The 22,947-nt window shown below is 58.3% G+C and carries 17 protein-coding genes, 3 tRNA genes and 3 rRNA genes; 11 read left to right on the top strand and 12 right to left on the bottom strand.

The features are described 5' to 3' along the window. Positions 1–13: 13 nt before the first annotated feature. Complete coding sequence (locus tag DSM107133_RS01740) at positions 14–859, top strand: SDR family oxidoreductase (RefSeq protein ID WP_114293087.1); 846 nt, start codon at positions 14–16, stop codon at positions 857–859. A gap of 48 nt (positions 860–907) precedes the next feature. Here DSM107133_RS01740 and DSM107133_RS01745 read toward each other — a convergent pair whose 3' ends face one another. Then, positions 908–1,657 (bottom strand): SDR family NAD(P)-dependent oxidoreductase, encoded by a 750-nt coding sequence (locus tag DSM107133_RS01745; protein ID WP_114293088.1) that lies wholly within the window; start codon positions 1,655–1,657, stop codon positions 908–910. Continuing rightward, on the bottom strand, positions 1,654–1,980 hold the full coding sequence (locus tag DSM107133_RS01750) for a darcynin family protein (RefSeq protein ID WP_114293089.1): 327 nt from the start codon (positions 1,978–1,980) through the stop codon (positions 1,654–1,656). Before DSM107133_RS01750 ends, DSM107133_RS01745 begins: the two co-directional genes overlap by 4 nt. Positions 1,981–2,061: 81 nt before the next feature. On the opposite strand from DSM107133_RS01750, the gene DSM107133_RS01755 reads away from it, so the two are divergent. Next, a complete protein-coding gene (locus DSM107133_RS01755) occupies positions 2,062–2,655 on the top strand; it encodes a TetR/AcrR family transcriptional regulator (RefSeq protein ID WP_114293090.1) in 594 nt (197 codons plus the stop codon). A gap of 89 nt (positions 2,656–2,744) precedes the next feature. On the opposite strand, the gene DSM107133_RS01760 is transcribed toward DSM107133_RS01755, so the two are convergent. Further along, positions 2,745–4,484, bottom strand: a complete 1,740-nt coding sequence (locus DSM107133_RS01760; protein WP_114293091.1) for a calcium-binding protein — start codon at positions 4,482–4,484, stop codon at positions 2,745–2,747. A gap of 311 nt (positions 4,485–4,795) precedes the next feature. On the opposite strand from DSM107133_RS01760, the gene DSM107133_RS01765 reads away from it, so the two are divergent. Then, complete coding sequence (locus DSM107133_RS01765; protein WP_114293092.1) at positions 4,796–6,283, top strand: FMN-binding glutamate synthase family protein; 1,488 nt, start codon at positions 4,796–4,798, stop codon at positions 6,281–6,283. A 120-nt stretch (positions 6,284–6,403) separates the two neighbouring features. Then, positions 6,404–7,306 carry a protein-methionine-sulfoxide reductase catalytic subunit MsrP gene (gene msrP, locus DSM107133_RS01770; protein ID WP_114293093.1) on the top strand — a complete coding sequence of 301 codons (903 nt, stop codon included), beginning with the start codon at positions 6,404–6,406 and terminating at the stop codon, positions 7,304–7,306. Positions 7,307–7,311: 5 nt separating this feature from the next. Here msrP and DSM107133_RS01775 read toward each other — a convergent pair whose 3' ends face one another. Beyond that, positions 7,312–7,695 (bottom strand): DUF2306 domain-containing protein, encoded by a 384-nt coding sequence (locus DSM107133_RS01775; RefSeq protein ID WP_114293094.1) that lies wholly within the window; start codon positions 7,693–7,695, stop codon positions 7,312–7,314. 13 nt (positions 7,696–7,708) lie between these two features. Continuing rightward, entirely contained in the window at positions 7,709–8,653 is a 945-nt protein-coding gene (locus DSM107133_RS01780) for an IS110 family transposase (RefSeq protein ID WP_114291353.1), read from the bottom strand. A 278-nt stretch (positions 8,654–8,931) separates the two neighbouring features. Here DSM107133_RS01780 and msrQ point away from each other — a divergent pair, with 278 nt between their 5' ends. The 7 genes from msrQ (at position 8,932) to DSM107133_RS01815 (ending at position 16,114) form a co-directional block, all read left to right on the top strand. Then, on the top strand, positions 8,932–9,537 hold the full coding sequence (msrQ, locus tag DSM107133_RS01785; protein ID WP_205387838.1) for a protein-methionine-sulfoxide reductase heme-binding subunit MsrQ: 606 nt from the start codon (positions 8,932–8,934) through the stop codon (positions 9,535–9,537). Between the two features lie 898 nt (positions 9,538–10,435). After that, positions 10,436–11,897 (top strand): 16S ribosomal RNA (locus tag DSM107133_RS01790). A 256-nt stretch (positions 11,898–12,153) separates the two neighbouring features. Next, positions 12,154–12,230, top strand: a tRNA-Ile gene (locus tag DSM107133_RS01795). 20 nt (positions 12,231–12,250) lie between these two features. Beyond that, positions 12,251–12,326: transfer RNA gene (locus DSM107133_RS01800), tRNA-Ala, on the top strand. Positions 12,327–12,839: 513 nt separating this feature from the next. Next, positions 12,840–15,715 (top strand): 23S ribosomal RNA (locus DSM107133_RS01805). A gap of 150 nt (positions 15,716–15,865) precedes the next feature. Next, a 5S ribosomal RNA gene (gene rrf / locus DSM107133_RS01810) occupies positions 15,866–15,980 on the top strand. Together the 16S, 23S and 5S rRNA genes with 3 tRNA genes alongside form the textbook arrangement of a ribosomal RNA operon. Positions 15,981–16,037: 57 nt before the next feature. Continuing rightward, positions 16,038–16,114: transfer RNA gene (locus DSM107133_RS01815), tRNA-Met, on the top strand. Positions 16,115–16,318: 204 nt separating this feature from the next. Here DSM107133_RS01815 and DSM107133_RS01820 read toward each other — a convergent pair. The 7 genes from DSM107133_RS01820 to DSM107133_RS01850 form a co-directional block, all read right to left on the bottom strand. Continuing rightward, positions 16,319–17,878, bottom strand: coding sequence for an IS66 family transposase (locus DSM107133_RS01820; RefSeq protein WP_114294069.1), 1,560 nt, complete (start codon positions 17,876–17,878; stop codon positions 16,319–16,321). A gap of 54 nt (positions 17,879–17,932) precedes the next feature. After that, positions 17,933–18,286: an IS66 family insertion sequence element accessory protein TnpB gene (tnpB, locus tag DSM107133_RS01825; protein ID WP_067629907.1), complete on the bottom strand. Its 354-nt coding sequence runs from the start codon at positions 18,284–18,286 to the stop codon at positions 17,933–17,935. Next, positions 18,283–18,714 carry a transposase gene (locus DSM107133_RS01830; protein WP_114294068.1) on the bottom strand — a complete coding sequence of 144 codons (432 nt, stop codon included), beginning with the start codon at positions 18,712–18,714 and terminating at the stop codon, positions 18,283–18,285. Before DSM107133_RS01830 ends, tnpB begins: the two co-directional genes overlap by 4 nt. 179 nt (positions 18,715–18,893) lie before the next feature. Further along, entirely contained in the window at positions 18,894–19,460 is a 567-nt protein-coding gene (locus DSM107133_RS01835; RefSeq protein WP_114294067.1) for an ABC-type transport auxiliary lipoprotein family protein, read from the bottom strand. Positions 19,461–19,464: 4 nt separating this feature from the next. Then, positions 19,465–21,564 carry an MlaD family protein gene (locus DSM107133_RS01840; protein ID WP_114294066.1) on the bottom strand — a complete coding sequence of 700 codons (2,100 nt, stop codon included), beginning with the start codon at positions 21,562–21,564 and terminating at the stop codon, positions 19,465–19,467. A 3-nt stretch (positions 21,565–21,567) separates the two neighbouring features. Then, positions 21,568–22,128 carry a paraquat-inducible protein A gene (locus DSM107133_RS01845; protein WP_240310568.1) on the bottom strand — a complete coding sequence of 187 codons (561 nt, stop codon included), beginning with the start codon at positions 22,126–22,128 and terminating at the stop codon, positions 21,568–21,570. A gap of 53 nt (positions 22,129–22,181) precedes the next feature. Continuing rightward, positions 22,182–22,835: a paraquat-inducible protein A gene (locus tag DSM107133_RS01850; protein WP_114294064.1), complete on the bottom strand. Its 654-nt coding sequence runs from the start codon at positions 22,833–22,835 to the stop codon at positions 22,182–22,184. Positions 22,836–22,947: the final 112 nt, after the last annotated feature.

Raw genomic sequence — 22,947 nt, forward strand, 5'->3', positions numbered from 1 at the left:
GGAAGGAAATCACATGACACTCGCAGTCACAGGCGCCACCGGACAATTGGGCCGGTTGGTCATCGCCGGCCTCAAGGACAAGATGGACGCAGGCGATATCGTCGCTTTGGTGCGCAGCCCTGAAAAAGCTGCCGACCTTGGTGTGGCCGTGCGCAAGGCGGATTACGATGCATCCGAAACACTGGCCCCCGCGCTGGAAGGCGTGGACACGCTGCTGCTGATTTCGGGCAGCGAGATTGGCCAGCGCACCGCACAGCACCGAGCTGTCATCGACGCGGCCAAGGCGGCTGGCGTTCAAAATATTGTCTACACCAGCTTGCTTGCGGCCGACACCTCGCCCCTGTCGCTGGCCGAAGAACACCGCGCGACCGAGGCGATGATCAAGGCATCGGGCCTGACCTACACGATCCTGCGCAATGGCTGGTACACTGAAAACTACACCGGCTCGGTGCCGGGCGCGGTGCAGGCCGGTGCCTTTGTCGGTTCGGCTGGCGACGGGCGCATCAGCTCGGCCGCCCGTGCAGATTATGCAGCGGCCGCGGTGGCTGTTCTGACGGCGGGCGATCACGCTGGCAAGACCTATGAACTGGCAGGCGACAGCGCCTATACGCTGGCAGACCTGGCTGCTGAAATCAGCGCCCAGACCGGCAAGACGATCCCCTACCAAAACCTGCCGCAAGACGAATACGCCAAGATTCTGGTGTCGGTCGGCCTGCCCGAAGGCTTTGCCGCTGCGCTGGCCAGTTTTGACGTGGATGCATCGCAAGGCGCGCTGTTTCACGACGGCAAGGATCTGTCGACCCTGATCGGGCGGCCCACCACACCGCTGTCGACAGCTGTGTCGGCGGCCTTGGCCTGATCGAACGCAAGGGGCGCGCGACGCCGGGCGCCCCTTGGGGGCCAGACCCTAGCGCATGATCGACGCGGCCACCGCGGGCAGGGCGCGGTGCAGGATGCGCAGGATTTTGGTCTTGCCCACCCAGATTTCACGACGCCCGCGCGCCAGTCCGGCAATCACCTCTTTGGCCGCGACATGGGCCGAGATCTTCCTGGTGCCGCGCCCTGCGGTCATGTCGGTGTCGACCAGTGCCATGATCGCCTCGCTTACCTTGACGTGCGGGGCGTGGTCCTCGCATTGATAGCGCAGCGTTGTGGTGAACGAACGCGCCGCAGCCTTGGTTGCGCAATAGACCGGCGAGGCGGCCTTGGGGACCACGGCAAGTGCCGAGGTGATATTGACGATATGCGCAGATTTCTGCGCCGACAAGACCGGCAACAAGCCCAGGGTCAGACAGATCAGCCCGTCCAGATTCAGCGCAATTTCGCGGCGGGTGCCGGGGATGGTCTCGGTCAGGGGATCGTGGAACAGATCCATTTCCCGCTGGATGCCTGCGTTGTTGATCAGAATGCTGATGTCCGGGTGCTCGGCTGTGAGCCGGGTGATCAGCCTGTCAATTTCGGTCTGTTGGGACAGGTCGGCCTGAATCACCGCAACCTGCTTGCCACCTTCGGCCTTGAGCGCGTCCAGATGGCGCGTGTTCCGCCCCACCGCAACGACGCGGCAGCCCTGCGCGATCAGCTGGCGCGAGATTTCCAAACCGATCCCGCGCGCGCCTCCTGTTACCAGCGCGGTGCGTCCTGCCAGTGAAATGCTCATGCCCGTTCCGCCTGCTGAAAGGCCTGATGCCCGTTTTCCAAAGCCGGGATAATGTCGATGACGTCGAAATAGGGTTTGGCGAACAGCGGCGTGTTGCGCAGCCGTTCGATGACAAAGTAATAGGCCGCCAGATCGGTGGTCTCGAAAACCGCCACATCCGAACAGGTGCCGGAAAACGCCTCGGCGTCATAAAACCGCATCGACACATGATCGTTCAGACCGGCCTGCGCCAGACAGTCAACGGCAATGCTGTCGCGTTCGGTGATGCTGTGGCCCAGCCAGTGCGGGGTTGCGCGCAACAGCATGAAAATCGTCCAGGTCATCGGGAAACCCCTTTATGTTTATCAGGCTTTCCACAATAATCGAGCGACTGCTCACATTTCACAACTCGCATTCCGGCCGCCATGACCCAAGCGCAGATCAACCCTAGAAAGACGCCCAAACAGGCGCGTGCCAAGGCGTCGGTCGAGGCCATCCTGCAAGGGGCTGCTCATATTTTGCAGACCGGCGGGCTGGATCATCTGACCACCAACCGCGTGGCCGAGGTGGCGGGCGTCAGCATCGGAACGCTGTATCAATACTTTCCGTCCAAAGATGCGATCCTGACGCAACTGATCCGCGAGAAGCGCGCCTTGCTGTTGCAAGAGCTGCAAGCGGCGACGGCGTCCATGCAGTCCGAAGCCTTTGACGACACGCTGGCCAAACTGTTGCACGCGGCGGTCAGCAGCCAGCTGCATTTCCCGAAACTGTCGAAAACCCTGGAATATGTTGAAAACTATTTGCCGCTGGCGCAGGAAACCAACACGTTGAACGCGCAGATCAATGACACCATCGTGGCGTTTCTGACCCATCATGGCATCGGGAATCCAGAGGTCGCGGCCCGTGATCTGGTCTTTGCGCTGCGCGGCATGATTGATGGCGCAAGCCTGTCGGGCGAGACAGATGTGCAGGCGCTGTACCTGCGCGCGCGCAGACTGGCCAAAGGGTATCTGTTCTGAAACGGGACGGCTGCAAGCACCTGCGGGCAGACACAAAAAAGGGCACCCGGTAACGGGCACCCCTTTTCGCAGTCAGACTTTGGAGGTCATCAGAGTATCGGGCCCAGGTCGAAGATAAAGTCGCTGGTGTCCAGATCGGCGACATCGACATTCTGCAAAAGCAGGCTGTCGCGGTCGCTGAACTGAATGAACACATCCGCGCCCAGTTGTTGGAAGGTCATATCGGCGACACTGGCAAAGCCCCATGCGGACATATCCAGCAGATCCTCGCCGTCGGTAAAGTCGGTCACGGTGTCGGCGCGCATACGGTCGTCGAACACGAAGATGTCCGCCCCGGCGCCACCGGTCATATTGTCATCGCCATAGCCGCCGACGATGGTATCGTTGCCGTCTCCGGCTTCGATCAGGTCCTTGCCCGCGCCGCCGTCGATCAGATCGTTTCCGGCGCCGCCCCACAGTTTGTCGTTGCCGTTGTCACCGATCAGCGTGTCGTCGCCGTCCTGACCATAGATGCGGTCGTTTGCGTTTCCGCCGTTGATGTAATCATTGCCAGTACCGCCATAGATCACGTCATTATCGGCCTCGCCGTAGATCGTGTCGTTGCCCGCATCGCCATAGATGCGATCCGCGCCCGACCCGCCAAGGATACTGTCGTTGCCGTCGCCGCCTTCGATCGTGTCGATGCCGGTGCCGCCCCAAATGGTGTCATCGCCGCCGCTTGCGCGGACACGGTCGCTGCCACCCAGCAAATCGAACAGCTCAGCGGCATTCGTGCCTTGCAGATCGTCGCCGCCTTCCGAGGGCGCCACCACAGGCGCGACATCCAGAATGAAGTCGGCGTTGGTCAGGTCCGTGGCCATGACACCGGTCAGCTCGACGTACTGGAAATCACCAAAGTTGATGCGGGCATTGTCGCCCACCTGGCTGATGGTCAGGTCGCCAATGTCCGAGATGCTCAGCTTTTTGAGGTCAATCAGGTCTTGGCCGCTGGTAAAGTCGGTGATGGTGTCGCGCCCCATATCGCTGGCATAGCGGAAGATGTCATTGCCCGCGCCGCCGGTCAGCAGATCGTCTTCTTTGCCGCCGGTGATGTCATCATTGCCGTTGCCGCCGTCGATGGTGTCATTGCCCTTTTCACCGACCAGCGTATCGTCTCCGTCATTGCCCCAGATTTGATCTTCCTGATTCTGGCCGTTCAGGCTGTCACTCCCGATGCCGCCCCACATGCTGTCGCGCCCGTTGCCGCCCAGGATGGTGTCATTGCCTTCTTCGCCCCACAGCTTGTCGTTGCCGCAGACGCCGTCGATAAAGTCGTTGCCCAGACCGCCCCACACCTGATCCGATCCACCCAGAGCAATATAGGTGTCGTTGCCCCCCAAGAGCGAGGCGCGGTCAGAGGTCATGTTGGCCACGATGTAATCATCGCCCTCAGTGGGGTCGCGATAGCTGATGGCGGTGACGCCAAGGGAATAGTCGGTCAGGTTGGCATCTTGTCCAAGCGTGAACGTGACATCGCCGGTGGTTTGGGCGGTATAGGTCAGCGCGACCGAGAATCCGTCACCGGGGTTGGCAACTGATATGCTTTCGCCCCCGATGGAAAAATCCAGCGTCCCGGCGGTGGATGTTCCGGTCAGCGTGAACGTATATGTCAAACCTTCGATCAGATGCAGCTCGACACTGTCAGAGGTATCTTCCCAAAGCGCGTAGGTCATGCCAAGCGAGCCCAGCAACTGGTCGCCCAGGTTCACCGCGATCGGCGCGCCACTGTTGAAGCTCTCTGAAACGGTGTTTTCAAGCGTTTCATTCAGTTCTGTGTAGGTGGTTGGCATGTGTGTCCCCAGGTTCTGGCTTATTGTTTTTGTGGCAGAAATAACTATTGAATTTCGAACGATACTAGCATGGCGGGTGATCACCCGTGTGTAAAAACCAAGTTTTGTCCAAGGTTTTACCGCGCTCTTGGCGGACGGATATTCGGCACTGTCTCCTCAGGGGTGACAATGCGCGCGTGCCGGGCGACTTTGTCGCCAACAGCGCTGTGCGGCCTGCGAATCCGCGCCAGATGAAGGCAGCGATGTGCCCTTGCGTTGACGATCAAGTGGCCACACTTTGCGTATAGGCTGACAAACAGGAAGACAGAGACATGGGGACGACGCTGACAGTACTGGAACTCCTTGCGTTTGTATTCATCGGGCTGGTTGGGGCTGCCCTGGTGTTTGTGTTTGTACTGTTCGTGATCGACCGTCTTCAGACCGCGGATGCGATCCGGCGCAACTATCCGGTGATCGGGCGGTTTCGGCATATCTTTTCCGCCCTCGGAGAGTTCTTTCGCCAGTATTTTTTCGCGATGGACCGCGAAGAACTGCCGTTCAATCGCGCCCAACGCGACTGGGTCAAACGCACCGGAGAGCCGCACAGCAACACGGTCGCCTTCGGGTCGACCCGCAATCTGTCGATTGTGGGCACCCCGATATTTGTGAACGCGGCCTTTCCGCCGCTGGATGACCAGTTCGCCAGTTCCGAACCGATGCTGATCGGGGCAGGTGCGCGTATGCCCTATTTGGCGCAGTCGTTCTTCAACATTTCGGGCATGAGCTATGGTGCGCTGTCGCGCCCTGCGGTGCGCGCGCTCAGCCGTGGCGCGGCCAAGGCAGGCATCTGGATGAACACGGGCGAGGGCGGGCTCAGCCCGTTTCACCTTGAGGGCGGTTGTGACATCGTTTTCCAGATCGGCACGGCCAAATTCGGCGTGCGCAATCCTGACGGCTCGCTGAACGAAGACAAGCTGCGCCAGATTGCGGCGCACGCCTGCGTCAAGATGTTCGAGCTGAAGCTGGCCCAAGGGGCCAAACCGGGCAAGGGGGGCATTCTGCCCGGTGCCAAGGTGACCGCCGAGATTGCCGAAATTCGCGGGCTTGTGGCGGGGGTTGATGCCATCTCGCCCAACCGGCACGTTGAAATCGACGATTGGGACGACCTGCTGGATATGATCGTGCGCCTGCGCGACATCACCGGCAAACCGGTGGGGATCAAGACAGTGGTGGGCGACAGGGAGTCGTTTCGCGACCTGATGCAGACCATCAAGACGCGCGGGGCGGATTGCGCACCCGATTTCATCACCATCGACGGTGGCGAAGGGGGCACAGGGGCGGCCCCGATGCCGCTGATTGATCTGGTGGGCATGTCGGTGCGTGAATCGCTGCCGCTGGCGGCCGATCTGCGCAACGAAGCCGGATTAAAGGACCGCATCCGGCTGGTCGCCAGCGGCAAGCTGGTCAATCCCGGCGATGTGGCATGGGCGCTGGCTGCGGGGGCCGATTTTGTCACCTCGGCGCGGGGCTTTATGTTTTCGCTGGGCTGTATCCAGTCGCTCAAGTGCAACAAGAACACATGCCCCACAGGCATCACCACCCACGATCCGCGCCTGCAAAAGGGGCTGGTGGTCGAAGACAAGGACCGGCGCGTCGCGCTTTATGCGCAGGAAATCATCCACGAGGTCGAGATCATCGCTCATTCGGTGGGGGTGGCCGAGCCGCGCCTGTTGCGGCGCCGTCATGTGCGGATCATGCAAGACAATGGTCGCTCTGTTCCGATGAATGAAATCCATCCGGGTCTGCATGTCGCGGGATAGCGTCCGCTTGAAAAGGCAATTGTTACACAGGGCCAACTTCGCGTGAACTGGCTGGTCCTGGCGTTTGTTCCCTCCATATTCTGTGCATAACGTTGTGAAACGGATGAGGAGACGACCCAAATGGCAAATCGCTGGACCAACACATTAACGGATCGGGATGTCACGCCCGAGGCGGCGTTCCTGAACCGCCGGCAGCTGATGGCCGGAGCGGCGGGCCTTGGGTTGGTCGGCATGGCGGGCGCTGCACAGGCGCAAGATGCGCTGACGCCGAACCCCTGGGAGGACATCACCCAGTACAACAACTATTATGAATTCGGCACCGGCAAGGAAGACCCCGCAGAATACGCGGGCGCTTTGACCACCAAACCCTGGACCGTCAAGATCGACGGCATGGTCGACAAGCCCGCCGACTATGCGCTGGAAGACATCCTCAAGGCGATGACCATCGAGGAACGCCTCTATCGCTTCCGCTGTGTCGAGGCATGGTCGATGGTGGTGCCGTGGAACGGCTTCGAGCTGGCTGACCTTTTGAACATGGCAGGCGTGCAGTCGGGCGCGAAATACGTGGCCTTTGAAACCGTGTTGCGCCCCGATGAAATGCCCGGTGTGCGCTACCCCGTTCTCGACTGGCCCTATGTCGAAGGTTTGCGTCTGGACGAGGCGATGCACCCGCTGACGATCATGGCGACCGGTATTTATGGCAAGGACATCCCGAACCAGAACGGCGCGCCGATGCGTCTGGTGGTGCCATGGAAATACGGGTTCAAGTCGATCAAGTCGATCGTGCGCATTACATTGACCGACAAGGAGCCGCCGACCAGCTGGAACAAGGCAAACGCGCGGGAATACGGGTTCTACAGCAACGTGAACCCCGAGGTCAGCCATCCGCGCTGGTCACAGGCCACCGAACGCCCCCTGGGCGGCGGGTTGTTTGCCCGCCGTGTCCCGACGTTGATGTTCAACGGCTACGAGGACGAGGTGGCCAGCCTGTACGCGGGCATGGACCTGAAGGCGAACTACTGATCCTGTCAGCCGCCAAAAAACACAGCATGCATCGCCCGCCCCGGCAGCAAGGTGAAGGCGCCGGGTACAAGGACGCCTATGAAGAACAGGATGCGCATCATGCGGCGGTGCTTGGCGATGTTGCCCTGGCGCGCGGCGCGTATGGCAAAGGGCAGGCTGACCAGCGTGATTGCAGACAGAATGTGTATGGGGCTGAACGGGCCGAACAGGCGGAATTCATGAATCCAGAAACTGGACAGTGCGACAATGGCCATGAGGCCCACCCAGACGCGCCCAAGTCCGCGATGCAGCGGTGTGCCCTTGGCGGCCAGTATCTGCCACAGGCCCAAAGCCAACGCGCAGGTCGCAAGGGCCGCATGGACAAAGATCGTGGGGCCTGCCTGAATCAAGTATCCGTCTTGGTCAAGGGTGTTTTGGTGTCCATTCTCTGTTTTCGCTTATGAGAGTGTTTGCGAGGATCAGGAGTTTTCGCATGAGGACGGCGAGCGCGACCTTGTGGGGTTTTCCGGCGGCTCTGAGGGCATCGTATTTCTGGCTCAGATCGGGGTTTCGCTTCATGGCGACGAGGGCGGGCATGAACAGGCTCTCGCGCAGGAGCCTGCGCCCGCCCTGGATGTGGGCCTTTCCGCTCCACTGACCGGACTGACACGTGATCGGCGCGAGACCTGCGAGCGCCGCGATCTGCTTTGACCCCAGAGTGCCGATCTCGGGGCATTCGCTGAGCAGCGCCCGTGCGGTGATGGCACCGATCCCGGGGATCGAGGTGAGAATGCCGATTGCCCTGGCGCGTTCCGGGCAATCGCGGTTTCGCCGTTCGATTTCGGCGTTAAGCCTGTCGATCTGGTGGTTGACCTGACGCAGGCGTGCCCGGGTCAGGCGGCGGGTCACGTCGAGCTGTTGCGTGCCAAGGCGGTTCATCAGCGCGGTACGATCCCGCACCAGCCCGGTGCGGGCGACATGCAACTCCTTGATTTCACGCTGTTTGGGGTCGGTTGGCTGGTCCGGAACCAGCTCCAGCGCGCGCCCCATGAGCGCGAGCATGCGGGCATCGACCGCGTCGGTCTTAGCGCGTGTGCCGTGGGCCTGCGCGAAGCGGCGGGCCTGCAGCGGGTTCACCTTGACGAGCGGCAGGCGGCCTGAGAAATGGCTCTCGAGGCGTCGGTGGTAGGGGCCGGTGGGCTCGAAGACCACGCGCTCCGGCGTTGTCTGCCCCAACCAGCGCTCGAAGGCGCGCAGGCCTGTCGCGGTATTGTCGAACCGGGCGTGGGTTGCGGTGCTGAGCCGGTGCGCGTCAAGATGCGCTTTCGAGATGTCGATGCCGATGGTATCGTTGATCATCTTCGTCATGTCCTTTGCTTGTCGTGCAGAGCCTGTGAGCTGCTGCGTATCCGTTCAGGCCTCATGCGAAGACGACGGGCGATCTCACTTGATTACGGTCCTCGAAGACCTGGCCGCAGACGATCCACCCGTCGCCGGTGCCTGCGATCCAAAAGGTGGCTGGCACCGGCTCCACCTTCGCAGAAGAGCCACGGAAAGTCTGAGACAAGGGCTGCACACTGATGGTCATAACACACCTATTGGTATAGCGGCGCGACATGCCCCGCATGAAAAGAGTTGAGCTTGTGATGACAGCCATTGTGAATCGTATCAACAGCGCGGCACGGCGCATCCCCACATGGGTCGTATATATAGTGTTGCTGCTGCCGGCCTTGTCCCTGCTCTATCAAGGCTTCGCGGGGGGCCTGGGGCGTGACCCGGTCAAAGGGCTTGAGCACGCGCTGGGCCTGTGGGCGCTCAAGCTGATTGTCGCAGGGCTGTCTGTTACCCCGCTGCGCCGCTTTGTCGGGCTGAACCTGATCCGCTTTCGTCGGGCCGTGGGGATCATGGCCTTTGTCTATGTCTGTCTGCACTTTGCCGTCTGGCTGTTCCTTGATGTGCAGATCTGGAGCCAGATCTGGGCGGACATTGTCAAACGTCCCTATGTGACCATCGGCTTTGCCGCCTTTGTGCTGCTGATCCCCTTGGCGATGACATCAAACAACTGGTCCGTGCGCAAACTGGGACCTGCTTGGCGCAAGCTGCACAAGCTGTCCTATGTGGCGGCGGTACTGGGCGGCGTGCATTACATCTGGCTGGTCAAAGGCATCCAGATCGAACCACTGGTCTATATGGCCATCATTATGGGTTTGCTGGTGTTGCGGCTGCGCTGGCCCAAACGCGTCACAGCCTGAACGGGGCCGAAATTGCCGCGATTTCGGGGAATCGGGCGAATTCTTTTCACTTCGCCCAAAGCGCAGGCACCTGAAATGCCCCAAAGCTGCAAAGAATCGCAGTTATGGAAGGCAGGACCCGCCCGATTTTTGCGATTCCGTCCCGAATTTGCCGGAATCACCGTCGATTCTTCAGGTGAATCGCGGGGCAAGGCGACTCGAAGGCGCCAAAACACGCGCAGCGGGTCGCCCAAATCCACCAGAATTGCGATTCCTTTGGCGTGACTCGGGCCAATCCTGGGTGCGAGTCTGTGGATAAGTCGGGTCTGGGCCTGTCTTGCGCTAACGGATCGGACTGTCTTGGGTAATAATCAACACATCTGACCCGGGGTCTGCGAAATATTGCGAACCCAATACCCTGATTTTCCTGGGAAATTCGGTTTTTTTCAGAAAACTGTCATATTGTTGAAAAAAGGGGTTGCGGGTATTGGGAGTTAGACTTAGAACCCCCTTCACCGGCGGCGCAGTGATGCACCAACGGGGCGCCAGACGGGCCGGAGCGGAGACGCGGTGGCAACGAGGCGGAAGTAAAAACAGAGATAGAGCAGGCGGGGCGCGCCAAGAAGTTAGGGCGCATCACGGTTTGTTTTTGTCTCTACGCTCTTTGAAATTGATAATATCTGAAGAGATATGTGGGCGGTTTGGTTCATTCGATGGATCAACGTCTGTATATCGCGCTCTTAGGGAATGGGATTTATCTCGCTACCGATTATAGAGTGTCAGCTTCACTGTTTGTACGGCTTCTGGTTACTTTGGTAACTGAAGCACAACAAACAGAAAAGACGCCTGTATCATTCAGTAAGTGGTGCAGGTCGATGTGCAGAGGTTCGACGTCAAGGATAAGCAAGCAATTGCTTTTCAACTTGAGAGTTTGATCCTGGCTCAGAACGAACGCTGGCGGCAGGCCTAACACATGCAAGTCGAGCGCACCCTTCGGGGCGAGCGGCGGACGGGTTAGTAACGCGTGGGAATGTACCCTTCTCTATGGAATAGCCTCGGGAAACTGAGAGTAATACCATATACGCCCTTCGGGGGAAAGATTTATCGGAGAAGGATCAGCCCGCGTAAGATTAGATAGTTGGTGGGGTAATGGCCTACCAAGTCTACGATCTTTAGCTGGTTTTAGAGGATGATCAGCAACACTGGGACTGAGACACGGCCCAGACTCCTACGGGAGGCAGCAGTGGGGAATCTTAGACAATGGGCGCAAGCCTGATCTAGCCATGCCGCGTGTGTGATGAAGGCCTTAGGGTCGTAAAGCACTTTCGCCAGGGATGATAATGACAGTACCTGGTAAAGAAACCCCGGCTAACTCCGTGCCAGCAGCCGCGGTAATACGGAGGGGGTTAGCGTTGTTCGGAATTACTGGGCGTAAAGCGCACGTAGGCGGATCAGAAAGTTGGGGGTGAAATCCCAGGGCTCAACCCTGGAACTGCCTCCAAAACTCCTGGTCTTGAGTTCGAGAGAGGTGAGTGGAATTCCGAGTGTAGAGGTGAAATTCGTAGATATTCGGAGGAACACCAGTGGCGAAGGCGGCTCACTGGCTCGATACTGACGCTGAGGTGCGAAAGTGTGGGGAGCAAACAGGATTAGATACCCTGGTAGTCCACACCGTAAACGATGAATGCCAGTCGTCGGGCAGTATACTGTTCGGTGACACACCTAACGGATTAAGCATTCCGCCTGGGGAGTACGGTCGCAAGATTAAAACTCAAAGGAATTGACGGGGGCCCGCACAAGCGGTGGAGCATGTGGTTTAATTCGAAGCAACGCGCAGAACCTTACCAACCCTTGACATCCTAGGACAACTCCAGAGATGGAGCCTTCCTTCGGGACCTAGTGACAGGTGCTGCATGGCTGTCGTCAGCTCGTGTCGTGAGATGTTCGGTTAAGTCCGGCAACGAGCGCAACCCACATCTTTAGTTGCCAGCAGTTCGGCTGGGCACTCTAAAGAAACTGCCCGTGATAAGCGGGAGGAAGGTGTGGATGACGTCAAGTCCTCATGGCCCTTACGGGTTGGGCTACACACGTGCTACAATGGCATCTACAGTGGGTTAATCCCCAAAAGATGTCTCAGTTCGGATTGGGGTCTGCAACTCGACCCCATGAAGTCGGAATCGCTAGTAATCGCGTAACAGCATGACGCGGTGAATACGTTCCCGGGCCTTGTACACACCGCCCGTCACACCATGGGAGTTGGTTCTACCCGACGGCCGTGCGCCAACCTTTCGAGGAGGCAGCGGACCACGGTAGGATCAGCGACTGGGGTGAAGTCGTAACAAGGTAGCCGTAGGGGAACCTGCGGCTGGATCACCTCCTTTCTAAGGATGTTTCTAGTATCTCGAGCTTGCTCTTGATCGTGAAACACTTAGCAGGACAGCAAACAAAGCTGTCCACATTGAAGGCATCGCAAGATGACCTTTCGGACCGAGCCGTCCTCATATCTCTTCAGGAAATCGCGGCAGCAGCCGTTACCGGCAGCTGTCAGGTGACATAACCACTGAGTGCTGCTTACGGGCATTGCGTTGCAATACCCTGTCGCACACGGGTTTTGTTTTGCTCTGCAAAACGAAAACCGGGTCGGTAGCTCAGGTGGTTAGAGCGCACGCCTGATAAGCGTGAGGTCGGAGGTTCAAGTCCTCCTCGACCCACCAGTATCCCGAAAGGGTTAGATGGGGCCTTAGCTCAGCTGGGAGAGCGCCTGATTTGCATTCAGGAGGTCAGGAGTTCGATCCTCCTAGGCTCCACCATTACTTGGTAGAACACATCTTCAAGCATTCGTTGAATGTTTGAACGTCTGTTCTGCAGACGAGGATGCCAATTCCAACAGGAATTGCATCCGATTGACATCGTATAGAGAGATACAAGTTACTTTGAGAGCAATCTTGAAGTAACAACAACACCGTTTGATCGCCATAAGTAAGTGGATGATCTCGGGTTGGTGCTTGCGCCTTCGGGTTCAAGCGAGCGTTTGCATGGACTGTTTCCTCGGTCCCCCAGGCGTCTGCCATCCGAAACGAACGATGTTGTCCAAGTCAAGTACACTAACCAGAACGGTTCTGCTCATGTCCTGCACGGATCGTGAGCAACCAAGAGCCGTTCATTGTCAGCATGCCACAAACATGCTGGCGGGAAAAAGTATACTTTTGATCCCAGGAGAAGATCGGGTTTAGTTACCAGCTGCCCGGTCGCGATTGACGCAAAGGTCCTCAAGTCGCCGCAAGGCTACGGGTCGGCCTTCAAGTCTTTCTTTTTCTGGATCAAATCAAGCGCGAAAAGGGCGTTTGGTGAATGCCTTGGCAGTAAGAGGCGATGAAAGACGTGATACTCTGCGATAAGTCATGGGGAGCTGAGAATAAGCTTTGATCCATGAATTTCTGAATGGGGCAACCCACCTGATACTGTGTTATTTATCCTACCAGAAGAATGGTTATGCGGGGTTCGTCCTCAAGTAGCCCTCCGGGCGGTAGGACAAAATAATACGGTAAACCAGGTATTTCTAGACTGAATACATAGGTTTAGAAAAGCAAACCCGGGGAACTGAAACATCTAAGTACCCGGAGGAAAGGAAATCAATTGATACTCCCCTAGTAGCGGCGAGCGAACGGGGACCAGCCGAGCCTTGAATGTGAATAGAATGGTCTGGAAAGGCCAACCATAGTGGGTGACAGTCCCGTATATGAAGCACGATAGGACGTATTAAGTAGGGCGGAACACGTGAAATTCTGTCTGAAGATCGGAGGACCACCTTCGAAGGCTAAGTACTCCTTACTGACCGATAGTGAACCAGTACCGTGAGGGAAAGGTGAAAAGCACCCCGACGAGGGGAGTGAAACAGTACCTGAAACCGAACGCCTACAATCAGTTGGAGGGCCCTTGAGGCCTGACAGCGTACCTTTTGTATAATGGGTCATCGACTTGGTCTCACGAGCAAGCTTAAGCCGTTAGGTGTAGGCGCAGCGAAAGCGAGTCTTAATAGGGCGTCGAGTTCGTGGGATCAGACCCGAAACCGAGTGATCTAGGCATGACCAGGATGAAGGTAAGGTAACACTTACTGGAGGTCCGAACCCACACCTGTTGAAAAAGGTCGGGATGAGTTGTGCCTAGGGGTGAAAGGCCAATCAAACTCGGAGATAGCTGGTTCTCTGCGAAATCTATTTAGGTAGAGCGTCATCCGAATACCCTCGGGGGTAGAGCACTGGATGGGTAATGGGGCCCCACAGGCTTACTGATCCTAACCAAACTCCGAATACCGAGGAGTACTAGATGGCAGACACACGGCGAATGCTAACGTCCGTCGTGAAGAGGGAAACAACCCTGACCTACAGCTAAGGCCCCTAATTCATGGCTAAGTGGGAAAGCAGGTGGGACGACCAAAACAACCAGGAAGTTGGCTTAGAAGCAGCCATCTTTTAAAGATAGCGTAACAGCTCACTGGTCTAATCAAGTTGTCCTGCGGCGAAGATGTAACGGGGCTCAAGCCATGAGCCGAAGCTTAGGATGCACTTAGTGCATGGTAGCAGAGCGTAGTGTGACATAACTCCATGTCTCCTTAACCACTTCGGTGGGATTGGAGACGCGGAGTTTTCTGTGAAGCCGGCGCGTGAGCGATCCGGTGGAGAGATCACTAGTGAGAATGATGACATGAGTAGCGACAAAGGGAGTGAGAGACTCCCTCGCCGAAAGTCCAAGGGTTCCTGCTTAAAGCTAATCTGAGCAGGGTAAGCCGACCCCTAAGGCGAGGCCGAAAGGCGTAGTCGATGGGAACCAGGTTAATATTCCTGGGCCAGATGGAAGTGACGGATCTCGAAGGTAGTTCATCCTTATCGGATTGAATGGGCTGCTGAGAGGTTCCTGGAAATAGCTCCATCGCTAGATCGTACCCTAAACCGACACAGGTGGACTGGTAGAGAATACCAAGGCGCTTGAGAGAACTATGTTGAAGGAACTCGGCAAAATACCTCCGTAAGTTCGCGAGAAGGAGGCCCGGTTTCTAGGCAACTAGAGGCTGGGGGCACAAACCAGGGGGTGGCGACTGTTTATTAAAAACACAGGGCTCTGCGAAGTCGTAAGACGACGTATAGGGTCTGACGCCTGCCCGGTGCCTGAAGGTTAAAAGGAGGGGTGAGAGCTCTGAATTGAAGCCCAGGTAAACGGCGGCCGTAACTATAACGGTCCTAAGGTAGCGAAATTCCTTGTCGGGTAAGTTCCGACCTGCACGAATGGCGTAACGACTTCCCCGCTGTCTCCAACATAGACTCAGCGAAATTGAATTACCTGTCAAGATGCAGGTTTCCCGCGGTTAGACGGAAAGACCCCGTGCACCTTTACTACAGCTTCACACTGGCAATAGGTCAGGCATGTGCAGGATAGGTGGTAGGCTTTGAAGCAGGGACGCTAGTCCTTGTGGAGCCACCCTTGAGATACCACCCTTGCCTCGCTTGTTGTCTAACCGCGGTCCGTTATCCGGATCCGGGACCCTGTGTGGCGGGTAGTTTGACTGGGGCGGTCGCCTCCTAAAGCGTAACGGAGGCGCGCGAAGGTTGGCTCAGAGCGGTCGGAAATCGCTCGTTGAGTGCAATGGCAGAAGCCAGCCTGACTGCGAGACTGACAAGTCGAGCAGAGTCGAAAGACGGCCATAGTGATCCGGTGGTCCCAAGTGGGAGGGCCATCGCTCAACGGATAAAAGGTACGCCGGGGATAACAGGCTGATACTGCCCAAGAGTCCATATCGACGGCAGTGTTTGGCACCTCGATGTCGGCTCATCTCATCCTGGGGCTGGAGCAGGTCCCAAGGGTACGGCTGTTCGCCGTTTAAAGAGGTACGTGAGCTGGGTTTAGAACGTCGTGAGACAGTTCGGTCCCTATCTTCCGTGGGTGTAGGATACTTGAGAGGAGTTGCCCCTAGTACGAGAGGACCGGGGTGAACGATCCACTGGTGGACCAGTTGTCGTGCCAACGGCAGTGCTGGGTAGCTATGATCGGACAGGATAACCGCTGAAGGCATCTAAGCGGGAAGCCCCCCTCAAAACAAGGTATCCCTGAGAGCCGAGGTAGACCACCTCGTCGATAGGCCAGAGATGTAAGTGCGGTAACGCATTCAGTTGACTGGTACTAATTGCTCGATAGGCTTGATTTGATCCAGTAGAAGAAAGACTTCACACATAACACTGTGAATGAAACTTCGAACGACAATCAAAAGCATACACATCAGAATAGATGTACTTGGACTTGGACAGATGTTGTGATTTTACCTTCGGTAAAATCACAACGTAGAGGTTTTTCTTGGTTTGGTGATCATAGCGCAAGCAAAACACCCAGCCCCATCCCGAACCTGGCAGTTAAGTGCTGTAGCGCCGATGGTACTGCGTCTTAAGACGTGGGAGAGTAGGTCATTGCCAAACCTAGTAAAACCTCTACAAATCGTATCTCTCTAAACGATCCAACCAAAAACCATCTGGCGCGGGATGGAGCAGCCCGGTAGCTCGTCAGGCTCATAACCTGAAGGTCGTAGGTTCAAATCCTACTCCCGCAACCAAAATTAACAAACAATACCAAAGCCTTAGGCCTCGCATCGCGCGGGGCTTCTTGCGTTGGTAACCTAAATCAACACCACGTGCAGGCGCTGTTGCCAACGGGATCCAGCGTCAATCTGACTGTCCTGCTGCCTGCCTCAGGCCATGCTTTCGGAAGCCATCTGCCGTCATTGTTTTGTAAGCGTTCCCAGGAGGGCACTGTCGGTTCAGCTTGACGTCTTGGAGTTCCACGGGAGCAGATCGTCGATGGCGCTCTGTGGGTGACCATTGGCGATCGCTGTGAGGGTTGCCTTGAGATAGGCGAAGGGCTCGACGCCGTTGATCTTGCAGGTTTCGATCAGTGAGGCGATGCGGCCCCAGGCGATACCACCCTCGTCATGCCCAGCGAAGAGGGCGTTTTTCCGATTGAGGGTGATGGGGCGGATCAGGTTTTCGACGCGGTTGTTGTCGATCTCGACGCGCCCATCGGCCAAGAAGGTCTGCAGTCCGTCCCAGTGATTGTGGATGTAAGTCAGCTTTTCACCCAGCCGGGATTTGGCGGAGATCTTGCGGCGCTCAGCCTCCAGCCATTCACCGAATGCTGCGACCAGCGGGGCACTGCGGGCCTGACGGGCAGACAATCGCTGGCCGGGGGAGATGCCACGAATGTCAGCTTCGACGATATAGATTTCAGCGATGCGGCGCAGGCCTTCGGCGGCGATCTCTGAGCCATCGCGGTCAAAGACTTCCTTCAGCTTGCGGCGCGCATGCGCCCAGCAATGGGCCACCCGAATGGGGGCACCGCCCTTGCGCGTGGGTTTGGTCAGCCGGTTATAGCCCTGATAGCCGTCGATCTGCAGGATGCCGTCGAAGCCTGTCAGGAAGGTTTCGGCATTCGCGCCCGCCCGACCGGGGGCATAGAAGTAAACCACACCGGGCGGATCTTCACCGCCCCATGGTCGGTCATCGCGGGCCAGTGCCCAGAGATAGCCAGTTTTGGTTTTACCGCGCCCCGGATCCAGCACCGGGGCCGTGGTTTCGTCCATGAACAGTTTGTTGGATCGTTTCAGGTGTTCGGCCAGCCGGTCGACGACGGGCTTGAGGTGGAAGGCCGCCTTGCCGACCCAGTCCGCCAGCACAGCGCGGTGCAGATCAAGACCCGCACGCGCCAGGATCTGGCTTTGGCGGTATAATGGCAGATGATCCGCATACTTGCTGACCAGCACATTGGCGATGGTGGCCTCGGTCGGCAGGGCACCCATGATCAGATGCGATGGTGCGGGAGCCTGGGTCACGCCGTCGGTGCAGGTCCGGCAGGCGTATTTCGGGCGCACGGTGACAATGACGCGCAACTGCGCCGGCACGATGTCCAGCCGCTCACTGCGGTCTTCCCCGATCTTGTGCATGACGCCGCAGCCGCAAGGGCAGCTCAGGCTGTCAGGTTCGATGACTTCTTCGATGCGCGGCAGTGCGGCCGGTAGATTGCCGATGGTGCGCTTTGGCGCAGATTTGGTTGTCGTCTTGTCACCTGTCTGAGCGGCCAGTTGGTCCTTCTGCACCTCGACCTCAGCCAGGGCGATGGACAGATCCTCGAACGCCAGCTGCCGCTCATCCTCGGTCAGCTTTTCCGACCGTTTGCCATGTAGGGCATGGTTCAGCTCCGCAATCAGGTGCTCTTGCCGTTGGGTGATTTCCGTAAGCGCCGCTACCTTTTCCATCAACGCCAAAACCGCCGCACGCTGCGCAGCAGGGATGGTGGATAGGTCAATGGCGGGTGTCGTGATCATGCCATCAGGATACGATAAAACCCCATTAAAAACACACAAAAGACAGCGGTTGATTCACTCTGCCGCAGCAGGTGGGCGCATCTCCAGAGCCTTGACCTTGCGCCAGTCCAGACCGGCAAACAGGGCCTCGAACTGGGCGTGGTTCAGCGCCATCATCCCGTCCTTGATCGCCGGCCAGGTGAAGGTCGCTTCTTCCAGCCGCTTATAAGCCATCACCAATCCGGTGCCGTCCCAATACAAAAGCTTCAGCCGATCCGCCCGGCGCGAGCGGAACACAAAAACCGTGCCGGTGAACGGATCCTTGCGCAGCACCGACGACACGATCGACGCCAGCCCATCATGACCTTTCCTGAAGTCCACAGGCTGCGTCGAGACCAGAACCCGCACACGGTTTGATGGGAACATCATGGCTGACCCTCGATTGCCCGCACGATCTCGGCAACCCGGGTCGAACTGGTCGTGCCATCGAGCCGGACTGTCACACGACCAATCGCAATCTCGATGGAGGTATGGGATGACTCGTCAGGCTTCGCGGACCGCCCCGCAACGGCCGACATATGCGCACAGCCGCCACCATCCGAGACTACGAGTGGCGCAAAACTAAAGGCGTCGTCATCGCCCGCAGGCAAAACCAACCGGCCATCGCGTGCTTGACTCCGCCATTCCGACAAATGGTTCGCCCGAAGCCCATACCGCGCCGCAACTGCATTCACGCTCACGCCCGGCTGCAAACTCTCAGCCACGATCCGTGCTTTGACCTCATTGGGCCACCGCTTCTGGCCATTGGCCCGTATCTCCACCCCGTAGTCCATGAGAAACTCTACCGTAGTCGCCATCGCGAAACTCCCGCCCAATATCCGTCAGAAACGGAGTCGCAGCTCAGGCGAAAACTGGGAAGGTGTTGTCCAGGCAACGCTTACATTGTTTTGAAGCGCAGCCCGAACCAGGGGCTATGTCATCGCCCCCAATCGCCGCCGGATGTTCACTTGCGGTGCTGCGATATGTGCGTTTTGTCTTACAGACCCCGCCGCGCGATGGCTTCGGCCAGCTTCGATACGGCCCGCCCTCTGGCGCTTGCAATGGCTGAGGCCGAGGTGGGGGTGCCCTCGATAGGTTCCTGGATGGCAAAGGAGCCAGAGGTTGCCCGCCCGCCCGCTTCGGGGGCCACAAAATATTGCCCCGACAGATGAAAAACGCCTTCTGCAGTCGCAAGCAGTTCTTCGATTCGCACATCTACCTTGGCGGCCGCATAGGCGCGGAAGGGCCAGGGTTCGGGTGCCACTGTCACGCCGGTGATTGCACCCAGATCACGGGCAAGTTGCAGCGTGATCGCGCGCGCGGGCAGATCAGCCCATAGCGTCCCCATCGGAGAGATTGCCCCGTCCGCGTCGCGAAAATAGATGTCTTCGGCGGCGGCGTAGCTGGGCAATGTGACCTCGCTGACCTCAAGGCTGGAAAAGCTGGACGCGATCCGTGTCTGTGGCGTTATCACCGGTGTGGCGACCCGTACCTCAGAAGCGCAAGCTGCCAGCAATGCGACGAGGCCAAGAGCAGCGGTCCTGCCTGTTTTGATCGTTATCATAATGTTACCGTCCCAGAATGAGCGAGTTAGGATTGCGTTCGATGGCCCGTGCCAGACGCTCGATGGCCGAGGCCGCGGCCTCGATCTGGCGCAGCGCGGCACTGGTTTCGCGAGAGATTGCGGAGTCACGCCCGTAGTTGCCAAGCGTTGCACCGGCTTGCGTGGCAACGTTGCGCAACTGTTCAGCTATTCCGGGCAACAGTTTGGTTGCTTCTTCAACGGCTGCTGCTGCATCGCGCGCCGACGCAAGGGTCGTGTTGGCATTTTCAACCAGCCCGCCCTTGCGCAGTTCCTCCAATGTCAGGGTCAATTGCCCAAGTGCGTCATTCAGCTCTTGCGGCAGGGCGCGGGTCGAGGGCTGGTTGACCAATGCCTCAGCCGAGGCCAGCAATGTCGATGTCCGGTCTGCCAGTGTCTTCAGTGATACTTCGCTTGCGTCGTCCAGAATGGCACTGGCCTGATCGACAATGGCAGGCAGGCCGTTCGAAGCGGTTTCGACACTTGCAATGGCCGATATCAGCTGATCGACCACGCGCTTGCGTTCAATGTCGGTTACGATTGTATTCAGCTTGCCCGTGATCTGTTCAAGGTCCTTCAGCACGCCCGCAACCTGTCCCGGTATCGCCTGGACGTCCTTGCTTTCGACAACGTCCCGCGTTGCAGCAAGGATACCGCGCAGCTCTTCAGGGGCGTCTTGCAAGGCCTGCGAGCCGACAAGGGTCGTCGCGTTGTTCAGGAAGCTGATGGCTGATTGCATGACCTCTTCGATGGGCAGGTCATTGACGCGCTGCAACACGCCCTGTGCCGAGGTTGCGACGTCGGTGATACTCGCACCGGTCGTTGGCAGGATGGGGTAGGGCTCGGCCGTGCGGTCCAGCGTTGCGTCACCCGCGTCCGCCACGTCGATCAGCCTGATTTTCAATGCGCCGGTCAGGATCGAGGCATTGGTCAGCTGTCCGCGCAGCCCTGCGCTTACACGCCGTTCGAGGAAGTCGAGCAGGTCGCCGCCCTTTGCGCTTTCACCCAGGCCGATGCGGCTGGCATTGATCCGCAAGGTACACAGCAAGCGCACATTGTCATCGCCAAATCGCGCGGGGTCGACAAGGCCGGTCAATGACACCACCTCTCCGACGCGCAGCCCGCCCAGCTCCACAGGGGCGCCGACACTGAGGCCTGAAAGGTTCTGTTCAAAGACCATGGTCAGCGTCACACTTGCGCTGCTTCCGTCCCCTTCAACAAGAAAGTCATCGCGGGCGCTGTCTTCGCCTGGAAACAGTTCGAATACGGCATCTTCCGACAAGGCCTCTCCGCCGGATCCCATCGTTTCAAAGGTGATGCCGCCCGAAATAAGCGAGGCAAAGCTGTCAAAGTTCAGCTGTGCTCCGGCGGCCCCCAGCGAGAACGAAAAGCCGGACACGTCCCAAAAGCGCGTGCCGGTTGTGACCAGCGTGGTATAGGGTTCATAGATCACCGCCGAGGCCCTGACGCCGGTGCCGTCGGCGTTGATTTCGGCGGTGGCAACCTGACCGACTTGCAGGCCCTTGTACAGGATTGGCGTGTTCGCGGTGGGCAGGCTGTCGGCCGAGCGCAGGGTGAAGGTGATGCCCTTGTGGTCGACGCCCAGAAGCGGCGCTGTCGCAAGCCCTTCGAATAACCCGTTGTATCCGCCGGGCGTGCCATCCCAGGAACCCTGAATATAGACCCCCGACAGCACAGTATCGAGACCGGTCACGCCTTGTGCCGAAACCTCGGGGCGCACGATCCAAAAGACCGCGTCGCGGTCAACGAAATCGGTCAGTTCCTTCTCGATGCGGACACTGACCCGCACCTGTTCAAGGTCTTCGGTAAAGCCCACTTTTTCGACAAGACCCACGCGGATATCGCGAAAACGCAGCTCTGTCTCACCCGCTTTGACGCCTGCGGCGTTTGCAAATGTGATCTCAACAATCGGCCCCTGATCGCTGTAATTCTTCCAGGCCGCACCCAATGCAACCGCAAGCGCCAGAACGGGGATCAGCCAGATAAGCGAAATGCGCTCCCAGAAGGCGGGTTTGCCCTCTTCGACGGGAACGGGTTCGGGGCTGGGTGTGCGCAGATCGGACATGAATCAGGAGGACTTTCGGGTTTGGGGGCGGCGCATGGCATCCCAGATCAATCGGGGATCAAAGGCCTGGGCCGAGAGCATGGTGCAAATCACAGACAAAGCAAAGGTCATCGCCGCAGGGCCAGGGCGAATGGATGCTACGACTGAAAGCTGGACCAGTGAGGACAGGATGGCGACGACAAAGACGTCGATCATCGACCAGCGGCCGATGAATTCGACGATCTCGTACATATGCGTGCGTGCGCGGGGCGCGATGCGGGTGCCGCGCTGTGACGAGACGGCAAGAAAGGCAATCGCCAGAAACTTGCCAACCGGGATCAGAACGCTTGCAATCAGGATGATTGCGGCCACGCCGTAATTGCCGTGGTGGGCAAGTTCGACCGCGCCGCCGATGATTGTGTTTTCCGAGTGCGAAACCAGTGTGTTGGTTTTCAACATCGGATAATAGTTGGCAGGAATATAGGCGATGACACCCGCGATCCACCACGCCCAGACTTTTTGCAGGCTTTTGGTGTCGCGTGAAACAAGGTGGCTGCCACAGCGCCCGCAGCGCGCCTGGCCCATCGGCCAGACCCGCGCACAGCGCTGGCAGGCCACAAGGCCCGCTTCACGTGCTGTCAGTCTTCTTCCAGTTCCAGAGATTTCCATACAGACCATGTACACAAGAAATTATCATTGATGAGGACAAGCAGGACCAATGCGGCGAACATCCAGAAAGCGGGGCCAAAACCGATATGCGCAAGATCCTGAACCTTGACCAGTGCCACCGCACAGCCAATGGCAAAGATTTCCGCCATGGCCCAGGGTTTCAGATCCTGTGACCAGCGAAAGGCCCGGCGGGCATGTGGCAGGGCGGGGCGGTCGCGCACGATGGGGACCAGCACGTACAGGATCAGCACGGTGCGCAGCAACGGCACAAAGACAATTGCGGCAGCCACCAGAAATGACAGAAACACCATATAGCCCGACCGGAAGCTCGACGCCGCGTCGAGGATCGAGGTTGAATTGCCAAATCCGCTGGCATTGATGTCCAGGAACGGAAAGAACAGCGCCGCCACCACAAGGATCATCACGCTCAGCGTCAGCGCGATCATCTTGGCGCCGGCCTTTTTGCGCGGCGAGATCAGGACGGTGTGACAATGGGTGCATATCGCACGTCCGCCATGTGCAGGCATGCGCGCCACATACAGTGCGTCGCAATGCGGGCAGGCAATCAGATCCGCGATTTCCGCCGCATCGGGCGTGGTTTGTGCAGTATTTTCCGTCGACATGGCCGGTTGGGGCGCTCCATTTTCGGGGGCAAAGATCCGGGCGTTGCCACTCGGACACGCACGGGCATTGGCCTGATAAGGAGTATAGCCCGCCCAGTCCGCTCTGACAGGC

The sequence above is a fragment of the Pseudosulfitobacter sp. DSM 107133 genome, from assembly GCF_022788695.1.
Lineage (GTDB): Bacteria > Pseudomonadota > Alphaproteobacteria > Rhodobacterales > Rhodobacteraceae > Pseudosulfitobacter.

Coding starts and splice junctions, on each gene's coding strand:
- DSM107133_RS01740 (WP_114293087.1), top strand. CDS start 14: ATGACACTCGCAGTCACAGGCGCCACCGGACAATTGGGCCGGTTGGTC.
- DSM107133_RS01745 (WP_114293088.1), bottom strand. CDS start 1,657: ATGAGCATTTCACTGGCAGGACGCACCGCGCTGGTAACAGGAGGCGCG.
- DSM107133_RS01750 (WP_114293089.1), bottom strand. CDS start 1,980: ATGACCTGGACGATTTTCATGCTGTTGCGCGCAACCCCGCACTGGCTG.
- DSM107133_RS01755 (WP_114293090.1), top strand. CDS start 2,062: ATGACCCAAGCGCAGATCAACCCTAGAAAGACGCCCAAACAGGCGCGT.
- DSM107133_RS01760 (WP_114293091.1), bottom strand. CDS start 4,484: ATGCCAACCACCTACACAGAACTGAATGAAACGCTTGAAAACACCGTT.
- DSM107133_RS01765 (WP_114293092.1), top strand. CDS start 4,796: ATGGGGACGACGCTGACAGTACTGGAACTCCTTGCGTTTGTATTCATC.
- msrP (WP_114293093.1), top strand. CDS start 6,404: ATGGCAAATCGCTGGACCAACACATTAACGGATCGGGATGTCACGCCC.
- DSM107133_RS01780 (WP_114291353.1), bottom strand. CDS start 8,653: ATGACGAAGATGATCAACGATACCATCGGCATCGACATCTCGAAAGCG.
- msrQ (WP_205387838.1), top strand. CDS start 8,932: ATGACAGCCATTGTGAATCGTATCAACAGCGCGGCACGGCGCATCCCC.
- DSM107133_RS01820 (WP_114294069.1), bottom strand. CDS start 17,878: ATGATCACGACACCCGCCATTGACCTATCCACCATCCCTGCTGCGCAG.
- tnpB (WP_067629907.1), bottom strand. CDS start 18,286: ATGATGTTCCCATCAAACCGTGTGCGGGTTCTGGTCTCGACGCAGCCT.
- DSM107133_RS01830 (WP_114294068.1), bottom strand. CDS start 18,714: ATGGCGACTACGGTAGAGTTTCTCATGGACTACGGGGTGGAGATACGG.
- DSM107133_RS01835 (WP_114294067.1), bottom strand. CDS start 19,460: ATGATAACGATCAAAACAGGCAGGACCGCTGCTCTTGGCCTCGTCGCA.
- DSM107133_RS01840 (WP_114294066.1), bottom strand. CDS start 21,564: ATGTCCGATCTGCGCACACCCAGCCCCGAACCCGTTCCCGTCGAAGAG.
- DSM107133_RS01845 (WP_240310568.1), bottom strand. CDS start 22,128: ATGGGCCAGGCGCGCTGCGGGCGCTGTGGCAGCCACCTTGTTTCACGC.
- DSM107133_RS01850 (WP_114294064.1), bottom strand. CDS start 22,835: ATGTCGACGGAAAATACTGCACAAACCACGCCCGATGCGGCGGAAATC.